General features: G+C 59.1%; 19 protein-coding genes. 16 read left to right on the top strand and 3 right to left on the bottom strand.

Annotation, left to right across the window (positions count from 1 at the left end; translation table 11 throughout):
• Positions 1-168 precede the first annotated feature (168 nt).
• From LU688_RS07230 to LU688_RS07195, 8 genes are all read left to right on the top strand, one after another.
• Complete coding sequence (locus LU688_RS07230) at positions 169-519, top strand: hypothetical protein (RefSeq protein ID WP_023629565.1); 351 nt, start codon at positions 169-171, stop codon at positions 517-519.
• A 307-nt stretch (positions 520-826) separates the two neighbouring features.
• Positions 827-1,147, top strand: coding sequence for a hypothetical protein (locus LU688_RS07225; RefSeq protein WP_031314724.1), 321 nt, complete (start codon positions 827-829; stop codon positions 1,145-1,147).
• Between the two features lie 69 nt (positions 1,148-1,216).
• A complete protein-coding gene (locus tag LU688_RS07220; protein WP_023629564.1) occupies positions 1,217-1,627 on the top strand; it encodes a DUF5983 family protein in 411 nt (136 codons plus the stop codon).
• A 60-nt stretch (positions 1,628-1,687) separates the two neighbouring features.
• Positions 1,688-2,293, top strand: a complete 606-nt coding sequence (locus tag LU688_RS07215; protein ID WP_023629563.1) for a DUF3275 family protein — start codon at positions 1,688-1,690, stop codon at positions 2,291-2,293.
• Between the two features lie 92 nt (positions 2,294-2,385).
• A complete protein-coding gene (locus tag LU688_RS07210; RefSeq protein WP_023629562.1) occupies positions 2,386-2,640 on the top strand; it encodes a hypothetical protein in 255 nt (84 codons plus the stop codon).
• A gap of 63 nt (positions 2,641-2,703) precedes the next feature.
• Positions 2,704-3,300: a hypothetical protein gene (locus tag LU688_RS07205; protein ID WP_023629561.1), complete on the top strand. Its 597-nt coding sequence runs from the start codon at positions 2,704-2,706 to the stop codon at positions 3,298-3,300.
• 32 nt (positions 3,301-3,332) lie between these two features.
• A complete protein-coding gene (locus LU688_RS07200; RefSeq protein ID WP_023629560.1) occupies positions 3,333-4,772 on the top strand; it encodes a DUF6094 domain-containing protein in 1,440 nt (479 codons plus the stop codon).
• Positions 4,773-4,870: 98 nt separating this feature from the next.
• A complete protein-coding gene (locus tag LU688_RS07195; RefSeq protein ID WP_028692964.1) occupies positions 4,871-7,120 on the top strand; it encodes an SNF2-related protein in 2,250 nt (749 codons plus the stop codon).
• Positions 7,121-7,161: 41 nt separating this feature from the next.
• On the opposite strand, the gene LU688_RS07190 is transcribed toward LU688_RS07195, so the two are convergent.
• The 3 genes from LU688_RS07190 to LU688_RS07180 are packed head-to-tail and all read right to left on the bottom strand — an operon-like array spanning position 7,162 to position 9,979.
• Entirely contained in the window at positions 7,162-8,502 is a 1,341-nt protein-coding gene (locus tag LU688_RS07190; protein ID WP_028692963.1) for a hypothetical protein, read from the bottom strand.
• Positions 8,447-9,235, bottom strand: a complete 789-nt coding sequence (locus LU688_RS07185) for a hypothetical protein (protein ID WP_081011201.1) — start codon at positions 9,233-9,235, stop codon at positions 8,447-8,449. The genes LU688_RS07190 and LU688_RS07185 overlap by 56 nt, the downstream gene beginning before the upstream one ends.
• 57 nt (positions 9,236-9,292) lie before the next feature.
• Positions 9,293-9,979, bottom strand: coding sequence for an SOS response-associated peptidase family protein (locus tag LU688_RS07180; RefSeq protein WP_028692962.1), 687 nt, complete (start codon positions 9,977-9,979; stop codon positions 9,293-9,295).
• Positions 9,980-10,085: 106 nt separating this feature from the next.
• On the opposite strand from LU688_RS07180, the gene LU688_RS07175 reads away from it, so the two are divergent.
• From LU688_RS07175 to LU688_RS07140, 8 genes are all read left to right on the top strand, one after another.
• The gene (locus LU688_RS07175) at positions 10,086-10,517 is read left to right on the top strand and encodes a LexA family protein (RefSeq protein ID WP_232881378.1); all 432 of its coding nucleotides are present in this window, start codon (positions 10,086-10,088) and stop codon (positions 10,515-10,517) included.
• 36 nt (positions 10,518-10,553) lie between these two features.
• Positions 10,554-11,234, top strand: coding sequence for a cupin domain-containing protein (locus LU688_RS07170; protein ID WP_004574802.1), 681 nt, complete (start codon positions 10,554-10,556; stop codon positions 11,232-11,234).
• Positions 11,231-11,815 (top strand): TetR/AcrR family transcriptional regulator, encoded by a 585-nt coding sequence (locus LU688_RS07165; RefSeq protein ID WP_004574803.1) that lies wholly within the window; start codon positions 11,231-11,233, stop codon positions 11,813-11,815. Before LU688_RS07170 ends, LU688_RS07165 begins: the two co-directional genes overlap by 4 nt.
• 59 nt (positions 11,816-11,874) lie before the next feature.
• Positions 11,875-12,651, top strand: coding sequence for an SDR family NAD(P)-dependent oxidoreductase (locus tag LU688_RS07160; RefSeq protein ID WP_004574804.1), 777 nt, complete (start codon positions 11,875-11,877; stop codon positions 12,649-12,651).
• A 14-nt stretch (positions 12,652-12,665) separates the two neighbouring features.
• On the top strand, positions 12,666-13,232 hold the full coding sequence (locus LU688_RS07155) for an OsmC family protein (RefSeq protein WP_004574805.1): 567 nt from the start codon (positions 12,666-12,668) through the stop codon (positions 13,230-13,232).
• A 285-nt stretch (positions 13,233-13,517) separates the two neighbouring features.
• Positions 13,518-14,078, top strand: a complete 561-nt coding sequence (locus LU688_RS07150) for a recombinase family protein (protein ID WP_010921730.1) — start codon at positions 13,518-13,520, stop codon at positions 14,076-14,078.
• Positions 14,079-14,081: 3 nt separating this feature from the next.
• A complete protein-coding gene (locus LU688_RS07145) occupies positions 14,082-17,048 on the top strand; it encodes a Tn3-like element TnAs1 family transposase (RefSeq protein ID WP_010921731.1) in 2,967 nt (988 codons plus the stop codon).
• A gap of 117 nt (positions 17,049-17,165) precedes the next feature.
• Positions 17,166-17,621: a 2Fe-2S iron-sulfur cluster-binding protein gene (locus tag LU688_RS07140; protein WP_232881379.1), complete on the top strand. Its 456-nt coding sequence runs from the start codon at positions 17,166-17,168 to the stop codon at positions 17,619-17,621.
• The last annotated feature ends 115 nt before the right edge of the window (positions 17,622-17,736 follow it).

Genomic DNA, 17,736 nt, shown 5'->3' with positions numbered 1-17,736 from the left:
TCATGCCTCCGCTGAACTTCGAGCGAAATTTCGAACTCCTCTACGTACCAATCGATGCGACGTATGCCATCGTGCTGTAACAACCAGACATCCTTCGGCTGCGCTCTTATAAACCTTATCGGGTACATCACCCGAGCGGGTTGGTGACCCCCTCATCGGAGAATCACCATGTCTGAAGCCACCCAAGTCTTCAATGGCGTCATGTTCATCACCAATCCCTTCGAGAAACGAGTTGCCGGGGCCTTCATCCGCGTAGACGTGCTTGAGCGGCGGTTCGCGGACTCAATCAAAGCTAGCTCGAACCTCGCCCTGGATCGCTGTGGCCAACACTTCGAACTGTACGAGATGAGCCTGCTCACTACGCTGCGCGATCAGTATGCAGCTCTCACCTTTCCTCACGACCAGTTGTTCAAACGTGAGGCAGAACGGCAAGGCTTCCAGCTCGATGATGAGCACTACCGCGCTGTACAGGAAGCTAGTTCCAACCTCTGGGAAGAGATCTACGAAGACATGATCTGACCCACCCTGTATCACCAGTCCTCCACCCCGAAGGGTATCCCTTCGGGGGGACTTTCAAAGCAGACACCTGGCAACTGTGAGGCCTCAGCCTACAGTCCGGGAAACGAATTCCGTATTGGTTCACTGTCGTTGACAGTGCCTCCCGGAGCCAGGGTTTAAGGCTCCAGCGCGTTGCGCCAACCCACCCAAGATCGCCGAGCACTCGGCAGCGCGATCGCATCACCCAGTGATGGAGTGCCTTCTACATTACCTACCTGCGGGGATCTCATCCTCGCGGACGAGGCCTCGCTTTATTTGGAGACCTCATATGTCGTTTTCCCCCGCCTCATCCGAGGCATACCTCACCCTTCCTGTAGTCTTGGACAACCCGGCTTGGATGCGGGCGGTCTATCTCGAAAACCCCATGCGGGTGGCCGAGATGAGCCAACGCCTCGCCACTGTCGTCCAGGCGGCGTGGCAAGAGCTCAAGCAGCAGCCTCAGGCCAGTGCTCTGTCCTTCGGTGTGTACACGAAGCGCCACACCGGCCGCGACCGTGACTGGGTCGCCCTCATGTTGCAAATCGTGACCCCCGAGGACGAGCCATCCTACATCCAGATCCAGCTGCAGCACACTGCAGACCCCGCCTGACACAGCCATTTTTACTCACCCAGAGGGGTCACCCTCTGGGGTGGCTTCTCTCAACCAGGAGCACGCCACATGGCACAATCACCCAACCCATTCCACATCGCTACCGGCGATCACCCTGTACCTCATCCTTGCTACAGCCAAGCGTTCGAGATCGCCTCGGCACACTTGCCCGAGGAGGACTGGGAGGAGCTGCAGGCACTCGTAGAAACTGCTGATACAGCTCTGCTTCATTTCGAGTGCTTCACCCTGCCCGACAGTGACGCCATCGGCTTCAAACTTCTCAGTACGCCCTGGACCGACCAACATCTGGGACAGCACTGGGGGTACGACCTGTCGACACTTCAAGCTCTGCAAGCCGCCGAGGGTTTCAGCGAGGAGACCATCCAAGTGCTCACCCTTGCCGCTCAGGCTGAAGTGAGGTTCCTGGTCATCGACCCCAACAGCAACGTTCTCTACGGTCTGCCTCTGTTCGACTACTGATCACCTTCCACCTCGCGGGGAGCACCCGCTGGTGTTCCCCATGCCTTACGGGGAGCGCACATGATCTCCATCACCGGCCAGTTGGCCATCCGCACCATCTCCGGTCGACTCGGGCTCTTCAACGTCGGCCGCCTCAGTACCTCGATCGGTGAGTTCACCATCAAGGATGCTCTCCTGGATCAGTACCAGGAGGGTAAATACCGAGGTGACTTCGCAATCAAGCAGATTCGACCTTCGTACTACTCGCACGGCGGTCGACTCGTTGTTGAGATCAGGGCTGAACTTGAGGGCATGACCCTGGAGGATGTCACAGGTCTCAGTCGCGAGGACGAAGAACACCTGCCAACAAACGTCCCTGACCCTCTTGAAGAGGACGGGCCACCATCCACACCGATACCGCCACGTCGGACTCCAAATACACCGGCGCGACGGCCCCAAACTGATGCCTTCGCCTCGGATGAGCCCTTCGGGATGAGTCCAACGGCACCACCAAGCACGAACGACATCGATGCCGAGCTGTTTGGCACGGTGTGGCCACTGGGCGAAACCGTGAGGCTCGACACTACCGTTGACCGACAACGGCTTCGCGCCCAATGCACCCGACTGGACCAGCTCGGTTTCACCATGGACTTCAAAACTCAAACCTGGACCAGGGCCTCGCTTTAAAGCGCCCTGCCACACCACTGCCGTGGTCAACCTGAACCACGCACCCTGAGGGGCCTCCTCGGGGGGCTCCATTCTCTACCTGGAGCACCACCATGAACGCCATCTTCAGCAACTTGAGCAAACAAACCCTCGCGAACATCGAGGACCAGCTGTCCAACAACGAGGTGTCGACTGACGAGGAGCTCGTCGACCTGTTCATCGAGGAGTTGGAGCTCACACTGGACCAGGCGGAGGCCGCTATCCGCCTGCGTGACCAGTATCGCATCCAGATTTTCCTTGCTGGTCACGGGCCACTGCACAATGAGAAACCCGTGGTGTTCGATCCAGACACCAGGACCTTCAACTAACCACCAGACCACCCCGGGGGGCTTCCGCCCTCTGGGACGGACGCCTCCACTACGGAGGCCATCATGCACCCATCCCCCTTGTTCCAGATCGAAGAATGCCCGGACCTGTACGTCGACGCCTGTGTGTGCGACGAGCAACGCAACCTGGTGTTCATGTCGGCCTGGGGTCGTGACACCGCACTGCAGGAGTTTCTGGCCAGGCTCACACTTGGCCGAGAAGAGAATGGCATCGAGCAGTTCCACATTCTCGTCGACGGGCGGAGCATTCCCGTTTTCCCTAACCATGACCTACTGGAAAAGCGCACCACACGGCAATTCCGCGGCACCCTATTCGGCAGCATGTTGCACCTCTGGCTGTTCGATCGGCGCGCTTCGGTGCCCGACCAAGCCAATCACTTCGCTTTTGCCCTCCTGGAGCGCAATGAAGCCCCTCACCAACGGCTTTGGCCACTGGTGATCGAGACCTGCCCGCTTCCCCTTCTCCCCCACTGGCACGAGCCCGTGATGGAAGTCCTCACCCAGCACCGCATGCTGACTGCCCTACCCGGGGCGATCGGCAACGTCTGCGCCTGGCGGCTCGCTCTTCAGCTCGACGTGCTCGAGCCCTCCCTCGGAGAGCTGATCCGTCGCGGCGAACTCACTATCGAAGCTCAGGCGTAGGCCTGGGCTCACCTATGACTCAAGGAACGCTTATGGCCCTTATGTTTCCGCGCCTGGCGCGCAACTTTGCCCGCAACGGCTACTACCCCACCGATGAGATCACGCTCGAACGCACGCTGCAGGCGCTCACTCCCGCCACCTCGGGCAGGATGAGGATCTGCGACCCCTGCGCCGGCGAGGGTGTTGCCCTTGCTGAAGCAGCTCACCTCCTGGGCCGCGACCAGGTCCAAGCATTCGCCGTCGAGTACGATCGCGAACGCGCGGATCACGCGCGTGGCCTGCTCGATCGGGTGCTGCACAGCGACCTCTTCGACACCTTGATCAGCCGCCAGTCGTTCGGCTTGCTCTGGCTCAACCCACCCTACGGTGACCTCGTCGCGGATCACTCCGGTGCATCCCAGTACCAAGGCAGCGGCCGCCGGCGCTTGGAGAAAGCTTTTTATCAACGCTGCCTCCCGCTTCTGCAGTACGGCGGCGTCATGGTGCTCATCGTTCCTCACTACGTGCTGGACGACGAGTTCACTGGATGGCTGAGCAACCACTTCACCGAAATGCGTGTATACGGTGCTGCAGACCCCACCTTCAAACAGGTGGTGATCTTCGGCATCCGTGTACGTCGGCAGGACCTGGCCCGGGTTTCCACCAACCAGGTGAGGTCTCGCCTGCAGGCGATCGGCGCCGGCCAGGAGCAAGCTGAGGAGATCCCAGCCAACTGGACATGGGAGCCGTACCTCGTCCCGTCAGCTGCTAGCGAGCTGGAGCACTTCTACCGCATTACCCTGGAGCCGGAGCAATTCGCCTCCGAGATCCTGCGGTTGCGGGGCCTCTGGCCAGACTTCAACTTGCACTTCGGGAAAACCGGGCTTCAACCCCGAGCCCCTGTCCGCGAGCTTTCACGCTGGCACCTCGCACTGGCCCTGGCCGCCGGCGCAATCTCCGGTGTTGTACGTTCGAAGTCGGGGCGGACCTTGGTCGTGAAGGGTGATACCTACAAGGACAAGGTGCGCAAGACCGAATTCACTGAGGACGAGAAGGGTAACGTCTCAGAAGTCAGGATCCTCACCGACCGGTTCATTCCGATCATCCGCGCCTGGGAAATGACACCTTCCTCGGTGAACCACGGCCAGGTGCTGATCATCAGTTCCTCACCGGCGAGCAACGACGAAACGCCTGCAACCGACCAGTCAGTTGCAACGCCGCTGTTCAACCCGGGGCAGATCATGATGACCGCTGCTGTCAGCCATCTGGTCGAAACCGGGCAGCTCAACCCTACTCCCGCGCTGAAACGCCATCTTGCTGGCGACTGGGGTGAGCTATGCGATGACGATCGATCCTCCAATCAGCTCGCGCTTACCCATGGAGACCGTTTGTTCTCAAGCTACGACATCGACGCCGGCGACGAGTCCAGGCTCTGGATCATCACCGAAGCCGACCGCAGCTCCACTACCCTGCTACTTCCCAGCGACTACTGACCAGCGCCACAACAGCTCCCCACCCCACACCAACCCACAGGGTATGTCCATACCCGTCTGGGTTTGTGCATGCCCTGTTTTCCCTGCAGGAGATGCACATGAACGCACTGACCCAGGCGGCCGCCTCGGCCAACTCCCCCCTGAATATCAACCTGACCGATTTCATCGACGAGTTCGGCGACGAGCTCTTGGAATCTCTCAACCGCTCCAACCCTCCGGTCTACACCGGCAGCATTAACGAACAGCGGCAGGCCGTGATGGCGAACCTCAAGCGAACGCCATTCGTGGCGCAAGCTGAGGTTGTCCAAGCTATTGCGGCGCTACTGCTCGATCGCAACGAGCAAGCCGCGATCATCAACGCCGAGATGGGTACCGGGAAGACGATGATGGCCATCGCTGTCGCTGCAGTGATGCATGCATCAGGCTACCGTCGGACACTCGTCATCTCACCGCCCCACCTGGTCTACAAGTGGCGACGTGAGATCCTGGAAACCACGCCAGACGCCCGCGTCTGGGTACTCAACGGCCCGGACACGCTGGTCAAGCTGCTCAAGCTGCGTGACCAGTCGGGGCAAACCTACGACGGCCGGCCGGAGTTCTTCATTCTCGGCCGAGTCAGGATGCGGATGGGTTTCCACTGGCGACTCGCCTGCTGGAAACGGCGTACTGCAGGTGGCCAGCTGCTGGCAGCATGTCCAGATTGTGGCCAGGTCCTCGAGGACCTGGAGGGCAACCTGGTCACCGTGGACGAATTCGAGCGCGGTGATCGCCGTCGCAACTGCACGGCCTGCAACGCTGCCCTCTGGACGCTTATGCGCCCAGGCAAAGCCGATGGTGGGGACCGACGCTCGACGATCCTGAAGTCGATGTGCCGGATACCGACGATCGGCCCGGTCCGGGCGGACCGGCTGCTGAACGACTTCGGCGAGGACTTTCTGGCCTCGATGCTGGTGGACAACGTCTCAGAGTTCATCAACTTGATGGACGCGAAAGGCAACTTCGTCTTCAGCGACCGCCAGGCCAAACGCATGGAGCGGGCGATGGCCAACATCGAGTTCGGATTCGGCGAAGGCGGCTACCAGCCGACAGAGTTCATCAAGCGCTACTTACCCGATGGCTTCTTCGACCTGCTGGTTGTCGACGAGGGGCATGAGTACAAGAACAGCGGCTCGGCCCAAGGCCAGGCCATGGGAGTGTTGGCTGCGAAGGCGCGTAAAACCTTGCTCCTCACCGGGACCTTGATGGGGGGCTACGCCGACGACCTGTTCTACCTCCTGTTCCGCATCCTCACCCAGCGCATGATCGAGGACGGCTACCGACCCAACGCACGCGGCAGCATGGCGCCTGCAGCCATGTCGTTCATGCGCGATCACGGCGTGCTCAAGGACATCTACACCGAGCGCGATGGCGATTCGCACAAGACCGCCAAGGGCAAGAAGCTGTCGGTACGCACCGTGAAGGCCCCAGGCTTCGGCCCTAAAGGCATCCACCGGTTCGTGCTGCCATTCACCGTGTTCCTGAAACTCAAGGATATCGGCGGCAATGTGCTGCCCAGCTACCAGGAGGAATTCATCGACGTGCCCATGGCGCCGGAGCAGGCCTCGGCCTACCTGCGCTTGGCGGCCACGTTGACAGCTGAACTCCGCCAGGCTCTGGCCCGGAGAGACACCACCCTTCTGGGAGTGGTGCTCAATGTGCTGTTGGCCTGGCCGGATTGCTGCTTCCGATCGGAGATGGTCAAACATCCTCGCACCCGAGACACGCTAGCCTTTGTGCCGGCGCTCTTCGGCGACGATGAACTGATGCCCAAGGAGCAGGCGCTGCTGAACCTATGCCTCGAGGAGAAAGCGAAAGGCCGCAAGGTCCTTGCATACACCGTCTACAGCGGGACGCGCGATACCACGTCCAGGCTGAAGAAGGTCCTCGAGCAGGCCGGTCTGCGCGTTGCGGTACTGCGGGCCACGGTTGAAACGGCTCGGCGCGAGGACTGGATCCTCGACCAGGTCGACCGCGGTATCGACGTGCTGCTCACCAACCCGGAGCTGGTCAAGACCGGGCTGGACCTGCTGGACTTCCCAACCATCGCGTTCCTGCAGACGGGGTACAACGTGTACACCCTACAGCAAGCCGCGCGGCGGTCGTGGAGGATTGGGCAGAAACATCCGGTCCGCGTGATTTTCTTCGGCTACGCCGGCAGCTCGCAGATTACCTGCCTGCAACTGATGGCCAAGAAGATCGCGGTGGCGCAGAGCACTTCGGGCGATGTACCGGAATCCGGGCTCGACTCACTGAACCAGGATGGGGACTCTGTTGAAATGGCTCTTGCTAGACAGCTTATAGCTACATGAAAAAAGGGCCACCAATCGGTGGCCTTTTTCCCTGAATGCTATTACTCCGATTCGTAACCGAAGCCACGACAAATCTCCCACACTGCGAGAAACGGAGTTAACATCTGATAACCAAACATCACTTCTTGTTGGCCAGTTTCATATAGATAACAAACATATTCAGTATACACTTCCCTCAAGAGCCCAGTAGTATGCGCCTCCAAATTGTGTGTAAATACCGCATCCACCATACTCGTCTTGAACCCATACCAATCCGGCAGTCCAGTTTCGACATGTATTGATCGCGAATCATTCAGAAGGCAGAACTCCAGCTGATCGCGGACGGCTCGAATCAAACGACCGGTAAAGTCACTTTCCATCGTCTCAAGCCAGTTAAAGCGCTGACCGTCTTTGGTTAGCTGGTTATAAATTAACTGAACTTCAGTCAGCCTCCCGGGTGCAGATCTTCCCCCTATCTCATCATCCTCAGCATACGTTCTCACCGAAGAAAATGGATTCATTGCCGCCACAACAATCATATTAGGATAGGGGAATAGACCCGCGATCTCGCTCCACTTCTGAGAGGCATAAACTATAGAATGGAACCCTTTGGACTCTAAAACCTGCGCAATAGAGTTGCTTATTTGATTCAGCGCATCTTTTGCGTACTGCGGAGGCTCGCTATATTCAGAGTCTATCCAGCCTTTAATCAGCGGAAACGACATGGTCACACAGGTCATGGAGTGATCATTGAATACGTTATTCTCGAACCATTTGTAGTAATTCTCATCAGGGTAAAATACATTAAGACAATAGCGCCCATCCTGACAAGAAGGAATAAGAGATACAATGTTCTTCTTATTCAGCAATAGCTCTTGAACGTATGCATCCTTTACCGTTCTGGTCTCCATCGGCGCAACCAACACAGTGGTGATTGCCGTCTCGTTAACTCCAGGAAATATCGAGCAGAAGTGATTTGCATAGGCTAAGAGTTCAGTAAAAGCTTGGCGTTCGGTTTGCTGCGACTTTTTCAACTCGATGATAGTGATGCCCGTAGACTCTGAGCACCCAAAAAGATCCACGCGAGTCGGATGAGGACCATTTTTTTCAAGCCGTAGCTCCTTAGCCGTTAAGACCAATTCTTCCAGCTGATCCAGAATTTCATTTATGGCACGTTCAACCTTTCGGCGTAGCAAGAAATGAAGCGGTGGAAATTCTTCGCCGTACCACTCCACCGGCTCCCTCCGCCCTGCAATCAAAGAGGAAAAATCTTCTCTATGGTTATTGAATATATAATCCCTGAATGCATTCTCACTTATATTCAGCATAGCAACCTCTTCGATGTAGTCAAAGCGGCGGGCTAACGGAAGAATAGACTGGCGTACTGCGATCGCAAGCTTCACCAGTTAGCTCCTCAACCATCCGATTTTTGGCATCTACCCAGCCTTGGAATACTGTACTACGCTCGTGAATCAAAGGGTGATTTGCGATTGAGGCCGCTATTAAATACGCGATGGCCTGCCCTGCCTCAACGCAGACAAACAAGGCGTGGTTGACTTGCCAGCTATTTTCTCCGTACACGCTAGTAAGCTCAAACCCATGCAAACCTTCTCCAACCGACCCGGAGTCAGACAGATGACCAATCACAGACTTGGTGTTAGGGTGCGCACCAAAATCTATTGAGGCCTCGTAATACCCCCAGACATAATCGGCCATCACCGGATCACTGCACTTTAAAATATCCACAGCTTTTTTAGCAGTAAATACATTCCGACACCTCTTTACAGCATTATCCGACGAATGTCTTTCAAGCCAAACATCAGCCTTGGTAGCGTCATTTGCTATGAGATAAGCGTAACAGGCAGACTCTAACGCAGCTCTAACTATTGGAAAAACGCAAACAACATGCCCAGACAAGGCCTCTCTAATCCCAGCCAGAAGCATGGTATATGCATTTATCATAAGCAAGTTTGCTGTCGGCTCTTGTGAGAGCGGAATAGAGAAAATCTCATCGTGAAAAATATCATCCATCTCAGCAATCAAATGCATGAGCTCAGGGGCTTCATTTGCGTGAGCCTGGGTATTTTCCAGTGTGGCAACCAAGTAATCGCGGACCCTACCAACCTTTATTTTCAATCGATCACCTTGCATATTTACAGATATGTGTATTTTGTCCGACTTTACCCAAAACGGTTAAACCGGTTTTATCAGCTCCGGCCCCTGATTGCGAACATTCCCGACCTGTTTGCTCACTGGGAACCATTGAAAGTCGGTACTATGCCGGCAGCCTGTTTGGACTATTTCTGCCAGCCGTTCAGTTGTTATGCCTGGATCAATCCATTCTCGGGCAAGCTCAGGAGTAAGCACTAACGGCTTACGATCATGGATATCCACCAAACCTTCATCAGCCGCAGCAGTCACGATAACGAAGCCACTGCGTTCATCTGGTTCCAGCCCTGGATGAACCTCGGCCAACGCCGCGAAAAACAATGACCTACCGTCCGCCGCTTGGATGTAGTAAGGCTGCTTGCGCTTCGGATCTGCAACATCGGGTATCCACTCGAACCACCCATTGGCCGGCGCCAAGGCTCGGCCATTCGGCCAAAGCGACTTGAAGAACTTCCCTGTCATCACCGTCTCGGCCCGCGCATTGATCGGGTCGACCCTCTTCCCCTTCGCCCAGAAAGGCGACCATCCCCACTTCACCCGATCGACGTTCAGTCCTCCCGGGGCGGGCCTTATCACCTCCACGCGAGTAGAAGGCGCCACGTTGTAACGGTTGATCCGCTCATGGTCATATCCGTTGATGACCACCAGATCGAGGGCCAACTGCCGCAGGTAGTCGTCCATGCTCTCGTAGATCGAGTACCTCCCACACATACCCACCTCGCTCGTTTGTCGGCTGCCAGGCATCCGCGCATTGACGTAGGAACGCTCTGACAGTTTACTGTATAAATATACAGATATCCTTTTGAGTTGATCTGCCATGACCATCACCTTCCTGGGCGCGCCGACGGGCGGCCTTATGCTGCTGCCGGTGTACTCCTTCCGTGTGCCGGCCGGGTTCCCTTCGCCAGCGGCGGATCACCTGGAGCGTCACATCTCCCTCGACGAGCTGTTCGACCTGCGTGCACCTCACGTGTATCTGGTGCAGGTGGAGGGCGACAGCATGCAGGGCGCCGGGATCTTCTCGGGCGATCTTCTCATCGTAGACCGCAGTAGGGAGGCCGAGCACGGCGATATCGTGATCGCCGCGATCAACACCGAGCCCGTCTGCAAACGCCTTTATGGGGACGATAGAGAATTCGGAAAAAATCGTACGCTAAGCTTCGCGAGTTCTTGTAACCAATTCATTGTTTTTTCAATGGATGAAAGAAAATGGCGAAAGCTATTTGACAAACAAATCGGGATCTTATAACTTACCTACCAAGTAGTCGGTAGATGAAATAAAGCCATGAAACTCAATTCAGATCTTTCGCAGCGTGTTGTCGTCGAGCCTTCAAGCTTACAGTGGGTCGATTCGCCAGCGACCGGGATTCAACGCCAGTTACTGGAGCGTGATGGCGACGAAGTGGCGCGTGCCACCTCGATCGTGCGATACGCGCCGGGCTCCGCTTTTGAAAATCATAAGCACGACTTGGGCGAGGAGATTCTGGTCCTGGACGGCGAATTCAGCGACGAATCCGGGACCTTCGGGCCTGGGACTTACATCAAGAATCCACCAGGTTCTTCGCATGCACCGAGCTCCGCGACGGGTTGCACGTTGTTCGTCAAGCTGCGCCATCTTGATCTAGCCGACAGCCAACGCACCGTGGTCGACACCCGTAACGGCCCCTGGTTTCCAGGCCTCGTGCCGGGTCTGTCGGTGATGCCACTTTCTGAGTTCGACACACAACATACGGCTTTGGTGCGCTGGGCCCCGGGGACACGATTCAATTCGCATCGTCACTACGGCGGTGAAGAAATCTATGTGTTGGAAGGCGTCTTTGAGGATGAGTTCGGAAGCTACCCTACCGGCACATGGATGCGCAGTCCGCATTTGAGTGCTCACCGTCCCTTCAGCAATACAGGCTGCACCATCCTGGTCAAGACAGGCCACCTGCCAGTCGCCGAATCAAATGAGGCGCTTGCATGAAGCATTTCTCCGAAATCTCGCCGACCGCCGAGCGGGTGGTCGATGCCGCTGAAGGGTTGGTACAGCAGCACGGCTACAACGGCTTCTCATACGACGACGTGGCCCAGTTGGTAGGCATCAAAAAACCAAGTATCCACCACCACTTTCCCAAGAAGGGTGAACTCGTGGCCGTGGTCGCACAGCGCTACACGCACCGGTTTCGTGAGGAGTTGCTGAGCATCGAAGGGCAGCATGCGAAAGCGCCTGACAGGCTAACTGCGTATGCGGCACTTTTCGAACGCACCTTCGCCAAGGACCGGCGCCTTTGTGTCTGCGGCATGTTGGGTGCCGAGTCGGACTCGCTGCCGGACGCCGTTGTGAGCGAGGTCGAGCGATTCTTTAAAGTCAATCTCGACTGGTTGACTCTTGTCGTTGCCGATGGTCAGCGTGCCGCGCTGATCACCTCGAATTCCACCCCAGAGGCTCTCGCAGAGGCATTCTTGTGCGCGTTGGAAGGCTCGATGATGGTGGGCCGTGGCATGCGGTCGTCACGCGGACCGGCCGAAGTTGGAAACACTTTTCTTTCCACCGTGTTGACCTGAGGTCGGCACTTTTTTTGCAACACAACCCTACCATTTAGTTGGTAGTTAAGGAGATTATTATGAGTACTGAATTTAATGGCAAGAAGTTGTTGGTCATCGGCGGCACTAGCGGGATGGGACTGCAAACTGCCCGCATGGTTCTTGAGCAAGGCGGAAGCGTCGTCATCGTCGGTCACCGTGAAGACAAGGCCGAAGAGGCCCGCAAGGCGCTGTCGTCGTTGGGCACCGTGACCGCCCTGACTGCCGATCTCTCGCGAGCCGAAGATGTGAAGCGACTCCTGCATACCATCGATGAACACCACAAGGACATCAATCTTCTGGTCAACGCGGCTGGGGTGTTCTTCCCGAAGGCGTTTCTTGAGCACACGGAAAGTGATTACGAACAATATTTGACGTTGAATAAAGCGTTCTTCTTCATCACACAAAAAGTCGTGGCCAATCTCGTGGCCAGCGAGCGTCCCGGCGCCATTGTGAACATCGGCTCGATGTGGGGCAAGCAGGCGATTGCGGCTACGCCGTCGTCCGCGTATTCGATGGCAAAAGCAGGTTTGCATTCGCTGACCCAGCACCTTGCGATGGAGCTGGCATCCAAACAAATCAGGGTCAATGCCGTTTCTCCGGCGGTTGTCGAAACGCCGATTTACGAGGGATTCATACCCAAGGCCGAGGTTCATGGCGCCTTACAGGGATTCAACAGCTTCCACCCAATCGGCAGGGTTGGGACGCCACAAGACGTCGCCGAGGTCATCCTCTTCCTGTTGTCGGACAAGGCAGCATGGGTGACGGGCGCAATCTGGGACGTTGACGGCGGCGTGATGGCCGGGCGTAACACATAATGGGGGAACGAGAAATGAACACAAACATTAAAGGAACTCCCGGCAACGGGATCAACGTCGGCGCATTGCGTGAGTTTGCAGATCAGGTCGCAGCAAAGCCCGCCGCAGGCATCGCGACGTTCGGCGTCGTGACAACCTGGGAGGGTGGCACCCGGACGCGTGCGCGAACCATGCCGCTCGTACTAGGTGACACGGCCTTGGCGCGCGGCTTTGTCATCGACGCGGACGAACCGGCAGAATTGCTCGGTACCGACACGGCCGCTAATCCACAAGAATTGATCCTGGCTGCGTTGAACGCATGCATGACTGCAACCTACGCGGCAAATGCGGCGGCAATGAACATCGAGTTGCAATCGCTGACTATCCGCACGAAGGGAAGCCTCGATCTGAGAGGTTTTCTTGGAATCGATCCTGGGATCAATCCAGGGTACGACCAGGTCGAGTATGAGGTCGAAATGGAGTCGTCGGCGGATTCGGCGGCGCTGAAAGCATTGCACGCGCAGGTGCAGCGAACATCGCCGAATTACCACAACTTCGCGAGAGCCATTGATCTCAAGGCCAAGCTGACCATTCTCCAATGATCGAGTCAGTGTTTCCCGTGGTTGGCTGACGGGAGGCCAAACCAGATGCGCTATGACGGAAGGTTCAACCTTCCGTCATCACGTTCTCTGGAATACGCAGTGTCAATTTGAGGTATACCCTAACTGGATGTCAGGCAGGGCCGCGCCGCTTAGTCAGAATAGAGTCATCTTTCGCATTTTTGACACATGCCTGCGAAGGTCATAGATTTCAGCCTGACAGAAACGGGGTTTGAGGCACAACGGAACAGAAGGAGCACTTAAGCCGCCTTCAACCAAGGAGACATCGTGCAGGGGCACCGCATCGGCTACGTCCGGGTCAGCAGCTTCGACCAGAACCCGGAACGCCAGCTGGAACAGACACAGGTGAGCAAGGTGTTCACCGACAAGGCATCGGGCAAGGACACCCAGCGCCCCCAGCTCGAAGCGCTGCTGAGCTTCGTCCGCGAAGGCGATACAGTGGTGGTGCACAGCATGGACCGGCTGGCCCGCAACCTCGATGACCTGCGTCGCTTGGTACAGAAGCTGACTCAACGCGGCGTGCGCATCGAGTTCCTGAAGGAGGGCCTGGTGTTCACTGGCGAGGACTCGCCGATGGCCAACCTGATGCTGTCGGTGATGGGGGCCTTCGCTGAGTTCGAGCGCGCCCTGATCCGCGAGCGGCAGCGTGAGGGCATCACCTTGGCCAAGCAGCGTGGCGCGTACCGGGGCCGCAAGAAAGCCCTGTCCGATGAGCAGGCTGCTACCCTGCGGCAGCGAGCGACGGCCGGCGAGCCCAAGGCGCAGCTTGCCCGCGAGTTCAACATCAGCCGGGAAACCCTCTACCAGTACCTCCGCACGGACGACTGACACATGCCGCGTCGCTTGATCCTCTCGGCCACGGAGCGGGGCACCCTGCTCGCGTTGCCAGAAAGCCAGGATGACCTGATCCGCTACTACACCTTCAACGACTCCGACCTGTCGCTGATCCGTCAGCGGCGCGGCGACGCCAACCGCCTCGGCTTCGCCGTGCAACTCTGCCTGCTGCGCTACCCCGGCTATGCGTTGGGCACTGACAGCGAGCTGCCCGAACCGGTCATCCTGTGGGTGGCCAAGCAAGTCCAGACCGATCCGGCGAGTTGGACGAAGTACGGCGAGCGCGATGTGACCCGTCGCGAGCACGCCCAGGAACTGCGCACCTACCTTCAACTGGCCCCGTTCGGCCTGTCCGACTTCCGCGCCCTGGTGCGCGAGCTGACCGAACTGGCCCAGCAGACCGACAAGGGCTTGCTGCTGGCCGGCCAGGCGCTGGAGAGCCTGCGGCAGAAGCGACGCATCCTGCCGGCGTTGAGCGTGATCGACCGGGCTTGCTCGGAGGCCATTGCACGGGCCAATCGGCGGGTCTACCGCGCCCTGGTTGAACCGCTCACGGACTCGCATCGGGCCAAGCTGGACGAGCTGTTGAAGCTCAAGGCCGGCAGCAGCATCACCTGGTTGACCTGGCTGCGCCAGGCACCGCTGAAACCCAACTCTCGGCACATGCTTGAGCACATCGAGCGGCTGAAGACATTTCAGCTGGTGGACTTGCCCGAAGTCCTGGGCCGGCACATCCACCAGAACCGCCTGCTCAAGCTGGCCCGCGAGGGTGGGCAGATGACGCCCAAAGACCTCGGCAAGTTCGAGCCGCAGCGGCGCTATGCGACCCTGGCCGCCGTGGTGCTGGAGAGCACTGCAACCGTGATTGATGAGCTGGTGGATCTGCACGACCGCATCCTAGTCAAGCTGTTCAGCGGCGCGAAGCACAAGCATCAGCAGCAGTTCCAGAAGCAGGGCAAGGCGATCAACGACAAGGTGCGCCTGTACTCCAAGATCGGCCAGGCGCTGCTGGAGGCCAAGGAAGCCGGCAGCGACCCCTATGCCGCCATCGAGGCGGTGATCCCCTGGGACGAGTTCACCGAGAGCGTCAGCGAAGCCGAGCTGCTGGCCCGGCCGGAGGGCTTCGACCACCTGCACCTGGTCGGCGAGAACTTCGCCACCCTGCGCCGCTACACGCCGGCTCTGCTGGAGGTATTGGAGCTGCGCGCCGCCCCGGCCGCGCAGGGCGTGCTGGCAGCCGTGCAGACGCTGCGCGAGATGAACGCCGACAACCTGCGCAAGGTGCCGGCCGATGCTCCCACCGCCTTCATCAAGCCGCGCTGGAAGCCACTGGTGATCACCCCGGAAGGCCTCGACCGGCGCTTCTACGAAATCTGCGCCCTGTCCGAGCTGAAGAACGCCCTGCGCTCCGGCGACATCTGGGTCAAGGGCTCGCGGCAGTTCCGCGACTTCGACGACTACCTGTTGCCGGCCGAGAAGTTCGCCGCGCTCAAGCGGGAACAGGCCCTGCCGCTGGCGATCAACCCGAACAGCGACCAGTATCTGGAAGAGCGCTTGCAGCTGCTGGACGAGCAGTTGGCCACTGTCGCCCGCCTGGCCAAGGACAACGAGCTGCCCGATGCCATCCTCACCGAGTCCGGGTTGAAGATCACCCCGCTGGATGCGGCGGTGCCGGATCGGGCGCAGGCGCTGATCGACCAGACCAGTCAGTTACTGCCGCGCATCAAGATCACCGAACTGCTGATGGACGTGGACGACTGGACGGGCTTCAGCCGCCACTTCACCCACCTGAAGGACGGGGCCGAGGCCAAAGACCGGACGTTGCTGCTGTCCGCGATCCTCGGTGATGCGATCAACCTCGGGCTGACCAAGATGGCCGAGTCGAGCCCCGGTCTGACCTACGCCAAGCTGTCCTGGCTGCAAGCCTGGCACATCCGCGACGAGACCTATTCGGCGGCCCTGGCCGAGCTGGTCAACCACCAGTACCAGCATGCCTTCGCCGCCCACTGGGGCGACGGCACCACCTCATCCTCCGATGGCCAGCGTTTCCGGGCTGGCGGCCGGGGCGAGAGCACCGGACACGTCAACCCGAAGTACGGCAGTGAGCCGGGACGGCTGTTCTACACCCATATCTCCGACCAGTACGCGCCGTTCAGCACCCGCGTGGTGAATGTCGGCGTGCGCGATTCCACCTATGTGCTCGACGGCCTGCTGTACCACGAGTCCGACCTGCGGATCGAGGAGCACTACACCGACACGGCCGGCTTCACCGATCACGTCTTCGCCCTGATGCACCTGCTGGGCTTCCGTTTCGCGCCGCGCATCCGCGACCTCGGCGAAACCAAGCTGTACGTGCCGCAGGGCGTGCAGACCTACCCGACGCTGCGGCCGCTGATCGGCGGCACCCTGAACATCAAGCACGTCCGCGCCCATTGGGACGACATCCTGCGCCTGGCCAGCTCGATCAAACAGGGCACCGTCACTGCCTCGCTGATGCTGCGCAAGCTCGGCAGCTATCCGCGCCAGAACGGCCTGGCCGTGGCCCTGCGCGAGCTGGGCCGGATCGAACGCACGCTGTTCATCCTAGACTGGCTGCAAAGTGTTGAGCTGCGCCGCCGCGTGCATGCCGGCCTGAACAAAGGTGAGGCGCGCAACTCGCTGGCCAGGGCGGTGTTCTTCAACCGCCTTGGGGAAATCAGGGATCGGAGCTTCGAGCAGCAGCGCTACCGGGCCAGCGGCCTCAACCTGGTGACGGCGGCTATCGTGCTGTGGAACACGGTGTACCTGGAGCGCGCCACCCAGGGGTTGGTCGAGGCCGGCAAGCCGGTGGACGGCGAGCTGCTGCAATTCCTGTCGCCGCTGGGCTGGGAGCACATCAACCTCACCGGCGATTACGTCTGGCGGCAGAGCCGCAGACTGGAAGACGGGAAGTTTCGGCCCCTACGGATGCCCGGAAAACCTTAGCGTACGATTTTTTCCGAATTCTGCGAGCCCCCCATCTTTGCCGAGGAGCTGGCCGAGTGGTCTGCGCGTTACCCCGATCGCCTGCAGCTGCGCATCTGGCTCGATGCCGAGCAGGGTGTGCCGAGCGGCCCGGCGATTGCCACGAAGATCGCTGACTGGTCAGCCGCCGACGCCTTCATCTGCGGGCCGCAACCGTTCATGGATGCCGCGGGTGCCGCGCTGGGCGAGCGGGGTGTGGATGCGGCGCGTATCCATCTGGAACGCTTTGCCGCCGCAGCGCCGACGGCCGCACCGGGCGGGCGCCGCAGCCGCCTGCGGGTCGCGCTCGACGGTCGCCGTCACGAGCTGGACGTGCCGCGCGGCGAGGTGCTGCTGGAGGCCATGGAACAGGCTGGCCTGCAACCGCCGAGCGCGTGCCGCTCGGGTGTCTGCGCCGCCTGCAAGTGCCGGGTGGTGGAGGGCAGCGTGAGCATGCGCAGCAACCAGGTGCTGAGCGAAAGCGAGGTGCGTCAGGGCTGGGCGCTGGCCTGCCAAGCCGAACCGCGCAGCGCCGAACTGCAAGTCGAATACTGACGTGTGGGAAAGGCCGCTGGCCGTTATCCACCCTGCGCATCGGGTGATCGACGGGGCGTAGGGTGGATAACGGCGCAGCCTTATCCGGCAGTACCTGTGCCTCTGGCCGGTGGAA

Origin of the sequence: Pseudomonas soli (assembly GCF_021283165.2) — a bacterium.
Classification (GTDB): Bacteria; Pseudomonadota; Gammaproteobacteria; order Pseudomonadales; family Pseudomonadaceae; genus Aquipseudomonas; species Aquipseudomonas soli.
The sequence above is the reverse complement of the archived record's forward strand: the minus strand, read 5'-3'. Positions and strand labels throughout refer to the sequence as shown.

Excerpts from the sequence above, each read along its gene's own strand:
- LU688_RS07145 (WP_010921731.1), top strand. The coding sequence starts at position 14,082 with ATGCCGCGTCGCTTGATCCTCTCGGCCACGGAGCGGGGCACCCTGCTC.
- LU688_RS07215 (WP_023629563.1), top strand. The coding sequence starts at position 1,688 with ATGATCTCCATCACCGGCCAGTTGGCCATCCGCACCATCTCCGGTCGA.
- LU688_RS07210 (WP_023629562.1), top strand. The coding sequence starts at position 2,386 with ATGAACGCCATCTTCAGCAACTTGAGCAAACAAACCCTCGCGAACATC.
- LU688_RS07175 (WP_232881378.1), top strand. The coding sequence starts at position 10,086 with ATGACCATCACCTTCCTGGGCGCGCCGACGGGCGGCCTTATGCTGCTG.
- LU688_RS07200 (WP_023629560.1), top strand. The coding sequence starts at position 3,333 with ATGGCCCTTATGTTTCCGCGCCTGGCGCGCAACTTTGCCCGCAACGGC.
- LU688_RS07160 (WP_004574804.1), top strand. The coding sequence starts at position 11,875 with ATGAGTACTGAATTTAATGGCAAGAAGTTGTTGGTCATCGGCGGCACT.
- LU688_RS07220 (WP_023629564.1), top strand. The coding sequence starts at position 1,217 with ATGGCACAATCACCCAACCCATTCCACATCGCTACCGGCGATCACCCT.
- LU688_RS07170 (WP_004574802.1), top strand. The coding sequence starts at position 10,554 with ATGAAACTCAATTCAGATCTTTCGCAGCGTGTTGTCGTCGAGCCTTCA.
- LU688_RS07225 (WP_031314724.1), top strand. The coding sequence starts at position 827 with ATGTCGTTTTCCCCCGCCTCATCCGAGGCATACCTCACCCTTCCTGTA.
- LU688_RS07195 (WP_028692964.1), top strand. The coding sequence starts at position 4,871 with ATGAACGCACTGACCCAGGCGGCCGCCTCGGCCAACTCCCCCCTGAAT.
- LU688_RS07230 (WP_023629565.1), top strand. The coding sequence starts at position 169 with ATGTCTGAAGCCACCCAAGTCTTCAATGGCGTCATGTTCATCACCAAT.
- LU688_RS07205 (WP_023629561.1), top strand. The coding sequence starts at position 2,704 with ATGCACCCATCCCCCTTGTTCCAGATCGAAGAATGCCCGGACCTGTAC.
- LU688_RS07155 (WP_004574805.1), top strand. The coding sequence starts at position 12,666 with ATGAACACAAACATTAAAGGAACTCCCGGCAACGGGATCAACGTCGGC.
- LU688_RS07165 (WP_004574803.1), top strand. The coding sequence starts at position 11,231 with ATGAAGCATTTCTCCGAAATCTCGCCGACCGCCGAGCGGGTGGTCGAT.
- LU688_RS07180 (WP_028692962.1), bottom strand. The coding sequence starts at position 9,979 with ATGTGTGGGAGGTACTCGATCTACGAGAGCATGGACGACTACCTGCGG.